The organism is Bacillus pumilus (assembly GCF_038738535.1).
Classification (GTDB): Bacteria; Bacillota; Bacilli; order Bacillales; family Bacillaceae; genus Bacillus.
On the sequence record NZ_CP046128.1, the window covers coordinates 481,174 to 496,409 of the forward strand.

The 15,236-nt window shown below is 41.9% G+C and carries 15 protein-coding genes and 1 riboswitch; of the genes, 13 read left to right on the forward strand and 2 right to left on the reverse strand.

Annotated elements, in window-relative coordinates; all coding sequences use genetic code 11:
* The first annotated feature begins 23 nt into the window (after positions 1-23).
* The 8 genes from GKC25_RS02295 (at position 24) to GKC25_RS02330 (ending at position 8,719) form a co-directional block, all read left to right on the forward strand.
* The gene (locus GKC25_RS02295; RefSeq protein WP_034664453.1) at positions 24-1,643 is read left to right on the forward strand and encodes an ATP-binding protein; all 1,620 of its coding nucleotides are present in this window, start codon (positions 24-26) and stop codon (positions 1,641-1,643) included.
* Positions 1,640-2,323, forward strand: coding sequence for a response regulator (locus GKC25_RS02300; protein WP_095286232.1), 684 nt, complete (start codon positions 1,640-1,642; stop codon positions 2,321-2,323). Before GKC25_RS02295 ends, GKC25_RS02300 begins: the two co-directional genes overlap by 4 nt.
* A 124-nt stretch (positions 2,324-2,447) precedes the next feature.
* A complete protein-coding gene (gene dctP / locus GKC25_RS02305; protein ID WP_034666695.1) occupies positions 2,448-3,716 on the forward strand; it encodes a C4-dicarboxylate transporter DctP in 1,269 nt (422 codons plus the stop codon).
* Between the two features lie 211 nt (positions 3,717-3,927).
* A complete protein-coding gene (locus GKC25_RS02310; RefSeq protein WP_034663979.1) occupies positions 3,928-4,950 on the forward strand; it encodes an AI-2E family transporter in 1,023 nt (340 codons plus the stop codon).
* A gap of 64 nt (positions 4,951-5,014) precedes the next feature.
* Positions 5,015-5,148, forward strand: a riboswitch (cyclic di-AMP (ydaO/yuaA leader).
* A 78-nt stretch (positions 5,149-5,226) separates the two neighbouring features.
* A complete protein-coding gene (locus tag GKC25_RS02315) occupies positions 5,227-6,468 on the forward strand; it encodes a dicarboxylate/amino acid:cation symporter (protein ID WP_095286244.1) in 1,242 nt (413 codons plus the stop codon).
* Between the two features lie 126 nt (positions 6,469-6,594).
* Complete coding sequence (locus GKC25_RS02320) at positions 6,595-7,521, forward strand: ABC transporter ATP-binding protein (RefSeq protein ID WP_095286230.1); 927 nt, start codon at positions 6,595-6,597, stop codon at positions 7,519-7,521.
* A complete protein-coding gene (locus GKC25_RS02325) occupies positions 7,499-8,266 on the forward strand; it encodes an ABC transporter permease (protein WP_034663976.1) in 768 nt (255 codons plus the stop codon). Before GKC25_RS02320 ends, GKC25_RS02325 begins: the two co-directional genes overlap by 23 nt.
* Before the next feature lie 117 nt (positions 8,267-8,383).
* Positions 8,384-8,719, forward strand: coding sequence for a hypothetical protein (locus GKC25_RS02330; RefSeq protein ID WP_034663975.1), 336 nt, complete (start codon positions 8,384-8,386; stop codon positions 8,717-8,719).
* Positions 8,720-8,822: 103 nt separating this feature from the next.
* On the opposite strand, the gene fbpB is transcribed toward GKC25_RS02330, so the two are convergent.
* Positions 8,823-8,972 carry a Fur-regulated basic protein FbpB gene (fbpB, locus tag GKC25_RS02335; RefSeq protein ID WP_003214266.1) on the reverse strand — a complete coding sequence of 50 codons (150 nt, stop codon included), beginning with the start codon at positions 8,970-8,972 and terminating at the stop codon, positions 8,823-8,825.
* Positions 8,973-9,322: 350 nt separating this feature from the next.
* Positions 9,323-9,643: a thioredoxin family protein gene (locus tag GKC25_RS02340; protein ID WP_034663973.1), complete on the reverse strand. Its 321-nt coding sequence runs from the start codon at positions 9,641-9,643 to the stop codon at positions 9,323-9,325.
* A 184-nt stretch (positions 9,644-9,827) separates the two neighbouring features.
* Here GKC25_RS02340 and GKC25_RS02345 point away from each other — a divergent pair, with 184 nt between their 5' ends.
* The 5 genes from GKC25_RS02345 to cshA all read left to right on the forward strand — a co-directional run bounded on the left by GKC25_RS02345 (position 9,828) and on the right by cshA (position 15,197).
* Positions 9,828-10,910, forward strand: coding sequence for a D-alanine--D-alanine ligase (locus tag GKC25_RS02345; protein WP_034663971.1), 1,083 nt, complete (start codon positions 9,828-9,830; stop codon positions 10,908-10,910).
* 81 nt (positions 10,911-10,991) lie between these two features.
* Positions 10,992-12,356 carry a UDP-N-acetylmuramoyl-tripeptide--D-alanyl-D-alanine ligase gene (locus GKC25_RS02350; RefSeq protein WP_187704344.1) on the forward strand — a complete coding sequence of 455 codons (1,365 nt, stop codon included), beginning with the start codon at positions 10,992-10,994 and terminating at the stop codon, positions 12,354-12,356.
* 26 nt (positions 12,357-12,382) lie between these two features.
* On the forward strand, positions 12,383-13,075 hold the full coding sequence (locus GKC25_RS02355) for an alpha/beta hydrolase (protein ID WP_034663968.1): 693 nt from the start codon (positions 12,383-12,385) through the stop codon (positions 13,073-13,075).
* A 127-nt stretch (positions 13,076-13,202) separates the two neighbouring features.
* A complete protein-coding gene (locus tag GKC25_RS02360; protein WP_034663966.1) occupies positions 13,203-13,541 on the forward strand; it encodes a glutamate synthase in 339 nt (112 codons plus the stop codon).
* Between the two features lie 165 nt (positions 13,542-13,706).
* Positions 13,707-15,197: a degradosome RNA helicase CshA gene (gene cshA, locus GKC25_RS02365; RefSeq protein WP_034663965.1), complete on the forward strand. Its 1,491-nt coding sequence runs from the start codon at positions 13,707-13,709 to the stop codon at positions 15,195-15,197.
* Positions 15,198-15,236: the final 39 nt, after the last annotated feature.

Sequence of the window (15,236 nt, forward strand, 5' to 3'; positions counted from 1 at the left end):
TTCGTAAAGATACAGGTGAAAAAATGATGAGAAATCGATTGAAATTACAACAATTATCTATTAGATGGAAGCTCACCATCCTCACATATTTCGTTGTCATTTTCGCCCTTTTAATCGGAGGAATTGTCCTTGTTGGGGGAATCCAGCAAACAGAGGAACGAGAGCTTCGAAAAAGGCTCATGAACACGGCGAGAACAGTGGCTGAGATGAATGAGGTGAAGCAGGCGTTAGCTGATCAAACAAAGGAACGTAACCGATTACAGCATGCCATCGAAGAGATTCGGATTATTCAAGACGCTGACTACATTGTCGTCATGGATATGGATCATGTGAGATTAACGCATCCGGTAAAAACAAGGATTGGTCAGCGCTCGGAGGGGACAGATGAAGAGCCTGCTTTTGCAGAGCATATTTATTTCTCAGAAGCAGAGGGAGAGCTTGGGACAGCCATCAGAGCCTTTTATCCAGTGAAGGATGATCAATTTAATCAAACAGGGGTTGTCCTTGTAGGGAGAACGCTGCCAAGTATGATCGATATATTAGGAGAAATGAAGCGGGATATCCTCATGATCCTTCTGCTGACGCTCAGCTTTGGGCTTGTAGGCTCATTTTTGCTCGCCCGTCATATTAAACAGCAAATGTTTAAGCTGGAGCCGCATGAGATTGTCAGAATGCTAGAGGAGCGCACCGCAACCTTTCACTCTATTAATGAAGGGGTCATCGCCATTGACAATCAGCACATGATCACCATTTTTAATGAAAAGGCGAAGCAAATTTTTGGTGTGACAGGGGATGTCGTAGGCCGGAATATTTGGGATGTGCTGTCTGACACAAGACTCCCTGAGATCATTGATCGCGCTGAACCCGTTTACAATGAAGAAATTCATATGAGCGGAAAGCGGATTATGAGCAGCCGGATTCCGATTGTCATGAAAAAGAAAATTATCGGAGCGGTCGCCATTTTTCAGGACCGGACAGAAGCGGCAAAATTGGCAGAGGAGTTAACCGGAGTCAAGAACTTTGTTGACGGTCTGCGGGTGCAAAACCATGAGCATATGAACAAGCTTCATACGATTGCCGGGCTGATTCAGCTTGGTAAACCCGATCAGGCGCTCGATCTAGCCTTTCAAACGACGGAAGAACAGGAACATGTGATGGACTTTCTTCACCGCGTCATTCAGCATGATGCCGTTGCGGGATTATTGATGAGCAAAATCAGAAGGGGCAAGGAGCTAGGCATAAAGGTCGAAGTAGACGAACATAGCTGTCTGCGTGATTTCCCTGAGCGTTTAGATCAGCATGATATGACGAAGCTGCTTGGCAATCTGATCGAGAACGCCTTTGCCTCGTATGATACTGTAGAAAGAAACACAAAACGCATTTCTATTAGTATTGATCAAACCGAGGATGTCCTCGCGATGTTAATTGAAGACAATGGCTCCGGGATTGAAGAGGAAATGATTCCTTATATTTTCGATAAAGGTTTCACATATGGCAAAGAAGGCGGAACAGGCTATGGTCTGTATATTGTAAAAACGATTATCGATAAAGGAATGGGAAATGTAGAAGTCACATCAAGCATCGGCATTGGTACCACCTTCTCAATCGAATTCCCAATGACAATAGAGGAGAGAGACAGATGACTCAGATTAAGGTGATATTAATTGAAGATGACCCGATGGTGCAAGAAGTGAATAAAGAGTTCATTAAGAGTGTTCCTGGCTTTCAAGTTGCGGCAGTCGCAGGTAATGGGGAGCAGGGCATCCAGCTGATCAAAGAAATTCGTCCAGACCTTGTTGTCCTCGATGTATATATGCCAAAAAAAGATGGCGTGAAGACGCTTCAAGACATTAGAAAGCAAAAGATACAGGTGGATGTGATCGTTATTTCTGCGGCAAAGGACAAAGAGACCATTGGCATCATGCTTCAAAATGGTGCACGAGATTATATCATCAAGCCGTTTAAGTTCGAACGTATGAAAGAATCACTTGAAAACTATAAAGCGTTTAAATCTAAAATTCGCACAGCAGCAGAATTTTCTCAGGAGATGCTGGATGATATCATACGAAAGCCTGCTGTTAAGCAGGAGGATACTTGGCTCCCTAAGGGGCTGAATGTGCATACGATGAATGAAATTAAAGCCTATATGGGCTTGCAGGAAGGCCCGCAGTCTGCAGAGGAAGTTGCCAATGCACTCGGCATTGCCCGTGTCACGGCACGCCGGTATTTAGACTTCTTAGTGAAAGAAGGCGAGCTGAAATTAGATATGCAATATGGCGGGGTTGGCCGGCCTGTCAATAAATATATCGTACATTCTGACTAAGAGACCAAAAAGACCAAAATGTACGATATGTTCATAAGCTTCACAGCCTTTGATGAAATCGCTATCATTTATCTACAGATAATAGTTAAGCGTTTACATCAAAGGGTGAGGGAGTTGATTTTTTATGAAGAGGCTTTTGAAGAACCTGACATTTCAGGTGATTGCAGCTGTCATTATCGGAATCATTGTCGGGATGGTTTGGCCAAACGTCGGAAAAGAAATGAAGCCGCTTGGTGACACCTTTATCAATGCCGTTAAAATGGTCATCGCGCCAATCATTTTCTTAACCATTGTTCTTGGTATTGCCAAGATGGGGGATATGAAAAAGGTTGGAAAAGTTGGGGGAAAAGCATTTATTTATTTTGAAGTCGTCACGACGCTTGCTTTGGTCATCGGTCTTTTTGTGGTAAATATCATGAAGCCAGGTGCAGGTCTGGACTATAGCAAGCTTGAAAAAGGGGACGTTTCACAGTATACCCAAAATGGGGGACAGGGTATCGACTGGATGGAATTTGTCACACACATCGTGCCTTCTAACATGGTAGACGCCTTTGCGAAGGGTGATATTTTACAGGTCTTATTCTTCTCTATTTTATTCGGTGTTGCGCTTGCTGCACTTGGCGAGAAGGGGAAAGGAATCATTGAGTGGCTTGATAAGCTGTCACTTGTTTTCTTTAAAATCATTGGATATATCATGCGTGCTGCGCCGCTCGGTGCATTTGGGGCAATGGCTTATACGATCGGACACTTTGGTTTGGCATCGATTAAACCGCTCGCAAGTCTGATGCTCTCCGTTTATATGACCATGTTCCTGTTCATCTTCGTTGTGCTGAACATCATTTGTAAAATGTATGGCTTCAGCCTGTTCGGTTACCTGCGATTTATCAAGGATGAAATTTTAATTGTTCTTGGCACAAGCTCATCAGAATCCGTGCTGCCAAGAATGATGGATAAAATGGAACGCTACGGGTGCTCTAAGTCTGTGGTTGGTCTTGTCATCCCAACAGGGTATTCCTTTAACTTAGATGGAACCTCGATCTACTTATCGATGGCTGTGGTCTTCTTGGCACAAGTGTTTGGTGTAGACTTGTCCATCGGTCAGCAGATCACCATCATCCTTGTCCTAATGCTCACATCAAAGGGAGCGGCTGGGGTGACAGGAAGCGGATTTATCGTGCTGGCTTCTACACTCGCTGCACTACAGGTCATTCCGCTGGAGGGGCTTGCACTGCTGCTTGGGGTAGATCGATTCATGAGCGAAGGAAGGGCCATTACAAATCTTATTGGAAATGGAATTGCAACAATCGTTGTTGCGAAAAGTGAAGGTGAATTTGACGAAGCGAAGAGCAAAACAGCACTTCAAGAAATGCGCAATATGAAGCAGGCTGTATAGTATAAAAACAACCTAAAAACCGAAACCTTATGTTCTACATGGGGTTCGGTTTTTTCTTGTGCTGAAAAGAAAAAACATTAAAGCTTGATAAAATTAAAACGAATCGTAAGACCTTATTGACCTTTTATTATATAATTTACAGAAAGATCCGATATAATGTATATCAGATCCGATGAAAAATAGACTTTAGTCCTGGCAGGTGTGTAACGTAATGGCGGCATTTTTTAAATTGTTCGAAAAACCCGGTGTTAAGCGGTTTTCTGTATTTGTAGTATTAGCCACAGCCTTATATCTATTAAGAGGAATGATGAATTTAATTCTCTTGACCTTCATATTCACCTTTTTGATGAATCGGTTAGAAGAGGTCATTAGAGGTTTTTTAAGTCACTTCCTGAAAATAGGACAGAAATCGGTTATCACCATTTTGTATATTCTTTTGGCTGGTGGATTGACGTTTGGCGGATTCGTGTTTGTGCCAATTATCGCCAAACAGGTGGAGCAGCTATTTCATTTAGGAAAGAAAATTGCAGATCATCCACAAGATTTACCCTTCTTTGATGTCATCACCAACGTATTCGGAGATTTTAAAATATCAGCTTACTTTGAGAAAGGGTTTAATTTCCTCTATACATACTTAACAGATTTCAGCACGTTCAGTATCCAGGTCATTATGTCCTTAATATTAAGCATGTTCTTCCTGTTCGAAAAGGAACGCCTCATTCAATTCATGAACAAGTTCAAAACGAGTAAAATCTCTGTGTTCTATCATGAAATAGCCTTCTTTGGACGTAAATTTTCCAGAACGTTTGGAAAGGTACTCGAAGCACAGTTTATTATTGCAACCGTTAACTGTGTCTTAACAACCATTGCGCTAGGCATTATGGGATTCCCGCAATTATTTGGATTAGCGGTCATGGTCTTTTTGCTAGGCTTAATCCCAGTAGCGGGTGTGGTCATCTCACTTATTCCACTCAGCATCATTGCGTATACCCTTGGAGGCGGCATGTATGTCCTTTATATTGTGCTGGTGATCGTCATCATCCATGCCATTGAAGCCTACTTCTTAAACCCGAAACTCATGTCAGCAAAAACAGAACTCCCTATTTTCTTCACATTTATTGTGCTGATCTTCTCTGAACACTACATCGGGATTTGGGGACTCATTATTGGTATACCAATCTTTGTGTTTATCCTAGATATTTTGGAGGTCACCAACAAGGAGGAAAGTAGTTAAAAAGTTCATTTGAACCTGTTTACAATTTTCTAAAAATAAGGTATAAATAGTATGAAAATATCATAATAACCACACGCTTAATCCTTCTAAAGGAATGGGGGACCCACTATTTTGGGGTGAATTTTTCTCTGTTGAGAAAAAAGGACATCTCTTCGTCCTAACCCGTCAGCTAACCTCATCGGCGTGAAGAGAGTAAACAGTGGTACGTGTATGGAAACAAAGACCCACGAGAAAACTCTCTTGTGGGTCTTTTTTGATGAGGAAGGGGAGATTTTATTGAAGCTAGCGACGAAAATTATTATTGCCTTGTTTGTAGGTGCAATCACAGGACTACTGCTCAACATTTTTGCTCCGAATGTATTCAAAGTGTTAGACCCTTATCTATTTACGCCTCTAGGTCAAATCTTCTTAAACTTGATTAAAATGTTAGTAGTGCCGATCGTATTCTTTTCCATCACACTAGGTGTAGCAGGTCTAGGTGATCCGAAAAAGCTTGGCAGAATCGGCGCAAAAACCATTACTTATTTTCTACTTACTACTACTTTTGCCATCATCATTGGCATTTCATTGGCCTTATTGATCAAGCCGGGAGCATTCGGTAATTTTGATACGAAAGCGGCTGATTATTCCGCAGAGGAAGCCCCATCAATGGCAGAAACACTACTCAACATCATTCCAACCAATCCAGTCCAATCTTTAGTTGAAGGGAACATGCTTCAAATCATCGTCTTTTGTGTGTTTTTAGGCCTTGGCATTGCCATGCTTGGGAAGAAGACGGAAGGTTTGCTAAAGCTGTTTGAACAAGGAAATGAATTAATGATGTTTCTTGTCGGCATAGTGATGAAGTTCGCACCGTACGGAACATTCGGTTTGATCGCAACCGCAATTGGCAGCCAGGGATTTGATGCGATGAAAGCGATGGGCCTCTATTTCTCGGTCGTATTAGTTGCGCTCGTGCTGCATTTCTTCCTGACTTATGGGTCAACTGTCGCCATTTTAGCGAAGCGAAATCCGATGGCGTTTTTCAAAGGATTTTCTCCAGCAATGGTTGTCGCATTTAGTACATCAAGCAGTAACGCAGTCCTGCCAGTCTCAATGGAAACAGCCCAGAAACGTTTGAAGGTGCCAGAGCCGATTTCAAGCTTTGTACAGCCGCTTGGTGCAACCATTAATATGGACGGCACAGCGATTATGCAAGGGGTCGCGACCATTTTTATCGCACAAGTATATGGAGTTGAACTGACGCTTGTCCAAATGCTGACGGTTGTCTTAACGGCTGTCTTAGCAAGTATCGGCACAGCGGGTGTGCCAGGAGTTGGGCTCATCATGCTCGCTATGGTACTGAACTCTGTGAATCTGCCTGTTGAAGGCATTGCGCTCATCCTTGGCATAGACCGCTTATTAGATATGGCAAGAACCGTTGTCAATATTACAGGTGACGCCGCATGTGCGGTGATTGTGACAGAAACGGAGAAAAAACACGAGAAAGACGCAGCATCACCGAACCTATCCATGTAATGTAAAAGAAGGGCTGACTCGATCAGCCCTTTTTTTCATGGGCCTCTTGTCATGCGTGATATACTTTTAACAGAATGAGCGGTCTTATTTGCCGCCATAGGCATTACATCAGAAGGAGGAACCACGTTGCAGTCTGCTGTTCTAAAAGTAGAGAAAGTCGATAAACGAATTGGCCGGAAAATGATCTTACAAGATATATCTATAGAAATAGGGAGAGGAGAAATCGTCGGCTTACTAGGACCAAATGGGTCTGGAAAAACAACCTTGATTCGCTTGATCGTTGGTTTGATGAAAAAAAACAATGGCCGAATCATGATCAATGGATATTCACAGGATGAGGATTTTCTACACGCAATGTCATCTGTTGGTGCGATCATAGAAAATCCCGAATTTTATTCTTATTTAACAGGTTTTGAAAACCTTGAACTATATGCGGCGATGCACGATGGAGTGACGGAAGAACGCATGCAGGAAGTGGTGAAAAGAGTTCGTCTGGAGCACGCCATTCATCAGAAGGTGAAGACGTATTCACTGGGGATGAAACAAAGGCTTGGGATTGCACAAGCCATATTACATCAGCCGAACCTGCTGATTTTAGACGAACCGACAAATGGACTTGATCCTGCAGGTATGAAGGAATTCAGGGAGCACTTGCAAATGCTCGTACGAGAAGAAGGAACGTCCGTGTTATTTGCCACACATTTATTGCATGAGGTAGAAGAGCTATGTGACCGCATGATCATCATTCAAAAAGGACAGATCAAAGCCAGTGCGAAGCTCCGGGACATGGAGGGGAAAGAACAGATACTCATGAATATTCAGCCAGTGGAAAAGGCGGTTTCGTGGCTCGACACGCAGGCCTATACATATGAACGAAATGGAGCGCGTGTATTACTTCAATTGAACAAAGAACAAGTGCCTGAGCTGAACAAACAGCTTGTTCTGGCTGGGTTTGATGTACTTGAAATGACGCCTCAAAAGCCATCAATTGAAGAGGCATTTATGAAATGGACGGAAGGCGGGACGGCAGATGCTTCAACTCATCAAGAATGAGCATAAGAAAATTATGAGGAAAAAGATCACATTCATTGCACTTGGATTGATCGTTGTTTTTCAATTGGCGATGGCTCTAGCGTTGAAACGAGTCATTTCCAGCTTTGGTGGACAAGACACTGTCGCCAATTATTTTGCTTATTCCACGAACGTCGTGTTTATTTTACAGGTGCTCGCTGTTGTCATTGGCGCAACCTTGATCTCAACAGAGTTTCAAAAAAGGACGATCAAGTTTTTATTGATCCGGCCCAAAACAAGGCTGCAAATTTTTCTGTCAAAATACATCACACTTGTGCTGACAGTCATATATTTGTTTGTTTTTTATTATGTATTAGCTTTCTTATTTGGCCTTATTTTCTTTGGTACTGAATTTGATGAAAGTACGGGACGATTATTTCAGCATACGTTTGCTGTTATCGGATCTCAGTGGGTGGAAGTGATGATGATGGCAAGCTTCGCTTTTATGTGTTCCAGCTTGTTTAGGAACAGCCTCGTTGCGCTTGTGACCTCGTTTTTTGTTTTATATGCGGCGAAATCACTTGTGCCTATTATGTCTCTTTTAGAAAATCAGTGGGGGAAAATCCTGCTTTTTGCTAATACGGACTTTACTCAGTACAGCTTTCAAGGACCGCCGCCCTTCCATGGCATGAGCCCTTTGTTTTCTCTATTTATGGTGGGGGCGCATTTTGTTTTCTTTGTTGGTACGGCTTGGATTCTTTTTTGGAAACGTGATGTAAATGTGTAAAAATTGTGTCAAATAACAAGAAAAATTCGTGACATCTTTGTGAAAACGAGTCTGTATTTCACGATAACCGGCTGATTTTGTCTTATAATAAGGTGGAATCTTGGAGGTGGCACTATCGTGAAAAATTTCATTACGGCTTTACCAATTTTGTTGCTGCTGTCGTTTTCGTTTGTGTCTTTTGCCATCCAGTTTGATCATCTTGTTTATTTCAGACTAGCGCTGGGAATCTTTTCGTTAGCGGGTCTTTTCTTTCTGTATACACTTAAAAGAAACATGAAATGGTTCATGGTTTATTTATATGCGAGCTGGATCATTCTTGCTGCTGTCACAACATTTGAGGAGCCTGTCTTTTCTCAGTTCTTCTTCGGTGGTTTAACAATGACAATGGGTTATCTCACATATATGCTCATTTATTTAGGAATGAAGCAGGACCGTGTAGCGAAATCACATTAAAACAAAAGTCGATAAAATCACATCATAGATTTTATCGGCTTTTTTCTTTCTGTTGAAAAAGACAAAAGAGACGAGCAGCCAGCTGTGACTGCTCGTCTTATGTTTATGATTCACGTCCAGCAGCTGCAAGCTGCTTCTGATGCTTTTTGTCGATTGTTTCGTATATACTTTCCATCATTTTAGGGTCGCGCATGATGGCCTTCTTGTTCTCTTCAATCAATTGCTGATATGTTTTGATTTTCTTCTTAGACATGTGACTCATCGCTCCTTTATAAGTATAGACGTCTATAGGATTTCACATAGATGAAATTGATAATCATTATCAATTAGCAACTCTATTATACAAAGCGAAATGTCAGAAGTAAAGAATCTATTCAGAAAATTCACGTAACCGACAAATTCGAAGCCTAGTCGACGCTCATTCTTTCCCAGGAAATAATTCCTGTCATTTCTTGTCGTAAGTGAAACATCTATATAAAACATTCTTTCGCTCATTGAAACGTTTTGGATGTGCAACTCGTCTTATGGAGAGATTTGATGTAAGAGATGTGAGAAGAAAAAAAGACACCAGCAAGCGTTTGCTGATGTCCTTCGTTTAACCAATTAAGAAACGTGCCCTTGAAGAAACTCTGTCACTTCTTCAGGTGATTTTGCGTTTGCGCTGTGTAAATGACCTGTTTTTTCGCCATTTTTGAAAATTAACAGGCTTGGAATACCCATGACCTGATACGTTTCTGCTAATTCAGGGAAATCATCTTTGTTTATTTCAAACCATTCATGGTGAGCATAAGCCTCTAAGATGTCTGGAATGAACATGTCCATTCTTGTACAGTCAGGACACCATGTTGCAAAGAATTTAACGATGACTTCTTTGTCAGATTGAATGATTTCATTGAATTGTTCAGTACTTGTGATTTTTTTCAATTTGTCACAACTCCTTTTCAATGTCATTTTAATATAAAATAATGGCGAATGACATACAAATGCTCGGGAGGCGCTTACAACCTTTACAAATCATTTCAATTCCGTAACAACAAAAATTAATTAGAGCATTTTTGCTTGAAAGTGATAAGATAGTAAAGATGAATTTTAGTGGGGGGAGTATCCATTGAAAATAAGTTTAGGATTGATTTACGGCGGAAAGTCAGCCGAACATAATGTATCACTGCAAACAGCCCTTGCAGTTACAAAAGCACTTAACACTGAGAAGTTCGATATACATCCAATTTATATTACAGAAGAGGGCGAATGGCTAAGAGGAGAAAAACTCACTGAACCAGTTTCAAACGTCAAAATGCTTCAATTTGAACAGAACGCAAAGACGTTTTTACCAACTTCTTTAAATGAAAGCATGTTCCCGCAGCCTGCATCTGCTGATGAGAAGATTGATGTTGTCTTCCCATTGCTGCACGGGCCAAATGGTGAAGATGGAACGATGCAAGGATTACTTGAACTGCTAAATATCCCGTATGTCGGCAACGGTGTTCTTGCTTCTGCAGCGGGTATGGATAAAGTCATGATGAAAGATGTTTTTGCTCAAGCAGGACTTGCACAAGCAAAGCACCTTTCCTTCAATAAAAAAGACTATGAAAAGGCCACACCAGACAGCTTAGAACAGGTGGAACAAATACTTGGCTATCCATGCTTTGTGAAACCTGCCAACATGGGGTCAAGTGTTGGAATTAGCAAATGCCGCAGCAAAGAAGAGCTGCAAACCGCATTCGGCTTGGCTTTCCAATATGATCGTCGTGTGGTCGTCGAAGAAGGCGTCGTTGGAAGAGAAATCGAAATTGGTGTATTAGGAAATGACGAGCCGAAATGCTCTGTCGTTGGTGAAATTGCACCTAAAACAGATTTTTATGACTACAAAGCAAAATATGAAGATGGCGATACAGATTTGATCATTCCTGCAAGTGTGTCAGAGGATGAATACAAGACGATTCATGATATGGCGATTAAGGCATTTAAAGCCCTCGATGGATCTGGTCTTGTACGTGCAGACTTCTTCCTCACAGAAGAAGGTGAAGTGCTGATCAATGAAGTGAATACAATGCCTGGATTCACACCATTTAGTATGTTCCCGCTGCTTTGGAAACACACTGGTGTAGAGTATCCAGAGCTGATTGAAAAGCTAGTGTCACTTGCAATTGAACGCCATCAAGAAAAACAAACCATTAAAACGACTTTTTAATGTGAGCAACAAGCAGACACTATCCTTAGGTAGTGTCTCTTTTCCTTCAAACGTGAAATGAGAAAGAGAGGCGAAAAAATCATGATCAAACGTACAGTGAAACAAATCGCCCAAATGGCTGGTGGGACACTATCTAATCAAGCTTTTGGCGAAGAGCAAATTCACGGAGTGACAACAGATACACGAAAAGTATCAAAAGGTGCATTGTTTATCCCCCTAATTGGAGAACATTTTAACGGTCACACATTTGCTTCTAAAGCAGTGGAGCTTGGAGCCGCAGCTGTTCTTTGGAATCAAAAAGAAGCCAATCCACCGTTCGGTGTACCTGTCATTCTTGTAGAGGATACACTGGCAGCACTTCAACGGCTGGCAAAATCATACTTGAAAGAAGAAAAACCTCGTGTTGTCGGTATTACAGGAAGTAATGGGAAAACCACAACGAAAGACATGATTCATTCCGTCTTACAAACGGCTTATCAAGTTCATAAAACAGATGGTAACTTTAATAATCATATCGGTCTACCTCTCACCATTCTTGCAATGCCGGAAGGAACAGATATTGCTGTGTTGGAGATGGGGATGAGTGCAAAAGGTGAGATCGAGTTTTTGTCAAAACTCGCTGAGCCTGATGCAGCAGTCATCACCAATATTGGAGAATCTCATATGCAAGATTTGGGATCAAGAGAAGCCATTGCTGATGCAAAATGTGAAATCACAAAAGGATTAAAAGAGGATGGCATCTTTTATTACTTAGGAGATGAACCCTTGCTGCGCGAGAGAGCGACTGCACTTTCGCAGCGTGTGAAAACCTTTGGGGAAGCAGAGGACTGTGATATCAAGGTAACGCATATCAACCAGCTTGCAGAAGGAACAGAATTTAAAGTCGAAGGGTATGCTCAGGGGTTTCTCATTCCTGTATTAGGGAAACATAATGTGAAGAATGCCCTTGCTGCAATTGCCATAGGCCAGCACTTTGGACTGAATGAAAGACAAATCGCCCAAGGACTCATGCAAACAAAGTTGACAGGGATGCGTCTTGAGCTGTTTAAAACAGAGAAAGGAATCACTGTTATCAATGATGCGTATAATGCAAGTCCTACTTCCATGAAAGCTGCAATTGATCTTGTAGGAGATATGGACGGCTTCGCTAATCGCATTCTTGTCCTTGGAGACATGCTCGAGATGGGCAGCGAAGAAGAAACGTATCATTATGAACTAGGCCGCTACATCAAGCCTGAATTTATTGATCATGTGATGACGTATGGCCGCCTAGGTGCATTCATCGCTGAAGGAGCAAAGAAATCATTCGGTGACGCGCGCGTGTTCTCATTTATGGACAAAGAGGAACTGAAGAAAAAACTTGCTGACGTAGCAGGTCCTGACGATGTTGTTCTAGTCAAAGCCTCACGCGGCATGAGATTAGAAGAAGTCATTACTGCACTATAAAGAGTGAGCGCAAAGAAGGTGACAGAATGATTGGCTGTCTATGTATACATGGATTCACTGGCGCCCCCTATGAAGTGGAACCGCTGGCGCAATATTTAAAGCAGAAGACAGATTGGAACGTTCAGTCAGTCACGCTTCCGGGGCATGGGGATGAGCTTCAGCTCAAAGGCATTTTCTATCAAGAATGGATTGCAACAGCTGAATTAGAACTGCTATCTCTTTACCGAACATGCGACACCATTTTTTTGATCGGCTTTTCCATGGGAGGAATGATCGCTTCTTATCTTGCAGCGAAGTATCCGGTTGCTCGTCTCGTTCTTTTAAGTGCTGCGGCTAAATATGTGAATCCAAAACAAATGATTCAAGACACAAGGCAGATGCTGAAGGAATCATTGTCTGGGCTGATTGATACGAATCCTTTGTATGATAGATACCGCCATAAGCTAACGAGCACACCGCTGTCAGCCGCTGTAGAATTTATGAAGCTGGTGAAGCAAACGAAGAGCTCCCTTGAGAAGCTTCACCTCCCTGTGTTAATTGTTCAAGGTGAAAGTGATGGGATTGTGCCCGCTTCAAGTGCAGAATTTATTGATCATAAAATCCCGTCTCGTCAGAAAGAAATGTTTTATTTACCTGATTGTAAACACCATGTTTGTCACGAGCCATGTGCACAGCAATTGTTTGAAAAAGTAGAGCAATTTCTAAAAAAAACAATTTAATCTATAGAAAAGCGAAAATGTGGCTAAACTAATATAAATTGAATCCCACTTGTTAAAAATTGCATCATTTTTGTCGAATGAGTGACAAGCCTATGGTACAATAGGAAAGAAAAGGTGGTTGATTCGGTTGTTTCATTATGACGGAAAAACCTTTGTCCCGCAGTCTAATTCGAGTAACGGAGAAGTATCGGCAGGAACCATATTTCAATATCGTCAGGACGGGAATATATTAACGGGCACATATCAAGGCGGCAGTATTGTATCTGGTGTACTTGTAGGAACTGTGAATGAGGATGGAACACTTCATTTTAGGTACCACCATGTCAGCAAAGACGGCAGCATGAGAAGCGGGTCTTGCAATTCTACACCTAAGCAGTTGGATAACGGAAAAATTCAACTGTTCGAAAAGTGGAAATGGATGGATGGAGATCAAAGTGATGGTGAATCTGTCATTGTGGAACAGTAGATATATCCATTTCTGTCTTGTTGAAAAACAAATAGTGTAATGGTAAGATATAAGGTAGGGTAATTCGGGCTTTGTATATAATGGACCTGTCCTTTCGGAAAAGGGCAGTTTTTAATGATCATTCACGAGATTACTGAAACAGCAATTAGAAGGAGTTTGAATAATTTGACTATAACGTTTCAAGATTTTCAATTAAGCGAAAGTCTCATGAAAGCTATTAACCGCATGGGATTTGAAGAAGCAACACCGATTCAAGCGGAAACAATTCCTCTCGGTCTTCAGAATAAAGATGTCATTGGACAAGCACAAACAGGAACAGGAAAAACTGCAGCATTTGGTATTCCTCTTGTAGAAAAAATCGACCCAGCGTCTCCAAATATCCAAGCGATTATCATTGCGCCAACAAGAGAACTAGCGATTCAAGTATCTGAAGAGCTATACAAAATTGGCCAAGACAAGCGTGCGCGCGTACTTCCGATTTACGGTGGACAAGATATCGGCCGCCAAATCCGTTCGCTCAAGAAAAATCCTCATATCATCGTAGGGACTCCAGGACGTTTACTCGATCACATTAACCGTCGTACAATGCGTCTTCAAAATGTTGAAACTGTTGTGCTAGATGAAGCAGACGAAATGCTAAACATGGGTTTCATCGAAGACATTGAAGCGATCCTTTCAAATGTACCAAGTGAACACCAAACACTTTTATTCTCTGCGACAATGCCTGCACCAATTAAGCGCATTGCAGAACGTTTCATGACAAACCCAGAACATGTAAAAGTAAAAGCGAAAGAAATGACAGTCTCTAACATCCAACAGTTCTACTTGGATATCCACGAGCGTAAGAAGTTTGATACATTGACTCGTCTTCTTGACATTCAATCACCTGAGCTTTCAATTGTCTTCGGCCGTACGAAGCGCCGTGTTGACGAATTGACAGAAGCACTTAACCTTAGAGGTTATACAGCTGAAGGAATTCATGGTGACCTGACACAAGCGAAACGTATGGTTGCGCTTCGTAAATTCAAAGAAGGTTCAATCGATGTGCTTGTAGCAACAGACGTTGCAGCACGTGGACTTGATATCTCAGGCGTAACACACGTGTATAACTTTGACGTGCCACAAGATCCAGAGAGCTACGTACACCGTATTGGACGTACAGGACGTGCTGGACGTACAGGTATGGCGGTGACATTTATCACACCGCGTGAAAAAGATATGCTTCGTGCGATTGAGCAAACGACTAAACGTAAAATGGAACGTATGAAAGAACCAACTCTAGATGAAGCAATTGAAGGTCAACAGCAAGTAACCATTGATCGTCTGCGCACAATCATCAGTGAAAACAACTTAAACTTCTACATGACAGCTGCTGCTGAATTGCTAGAAGATAATGATTCTGTCACAGTGGTTGCGGCTGCCATCAAAATGATGACAAAAGAGCCAGATGCAACGCCTGTTCGTTTGACAGATGAAGCACCAATGATTTCAAAACGCAATCGCAACAACCGCAGCTCTTCTAAACGTAGAGACGGCGGCGGAGGAGGCGGCTATCGCGGGAAAAGCCGTTCATCGTACGGTGATAAAAAGCGTTCATCAAATGACCGCAATCGTTCTTCTAACGATCGTCGTCAAAAGAAATCTTATAACAACTAACATACAAGAGCGAATCCTTTGCAGGGTTCGCTTTTTTTA

What these genes read in the sequence shown, in the direction of transcription:
- GKC25_RS02295 (WP_034664453.1), top strand. Translation starts at nt 24, where the DNA reads ATGATGAGAAATCGATTGAAATTACAACAATTATCTATTAGATGGAAG.
- GKC25_RS02300 (WP_095286232.1), top strand. Translation starts at nt 1,640, where the DNA reads ATGACTCAGATTAAGGTGATATTAATTGAAGATGACCCGATGGTGCAA.
- dctP (WP_034666695.1), top strand. Translation starts at nt 2,448, where the DNA reads ATGAAGAGGCTTTTGAAGAACCTGACATTTCAGGTGATTGCAGCTGTC.
- GKC25_RS02310 (WP_034663979.1), top strand. Translation starts at nt 3,928, where the DNA reads ATGGCGGCATTTTTTAAATTGTTCGAAAAACCCGGTGTTAAGCGGTTT.
- GKC25_RS02325 (WP_034663976.1), top strand. Translation starts at nt 7,499, where the DNA reads ATGCTTCAACTCATCAAGAATGAGCATAAGAAAATTATGAGGAAAAAG.
- fbpB (WP_003214266.1), bottom strand. Translation starts at nt 8,972, where the DNA reads ATGTCTAAGAAGAAAATCAAAACATATCAGCAATTGATTGAAGAGAAC.
- GKC25_RS02350 (WP_187704344.1), top strand. Translation starts at nt 10,992, where the DNA reads ATGATCAAACGTACAGTGAAACAAATCGCCCAAATGGCTGGTGGGACA.
- GKC25_RS02355 (WP_034663968.1), top strand. Translation starts at nt 12,383, where the DNA reads ATGATTGGCTGTCTATGTATACATGGATTCACTGGCGCCCCCTATGAA.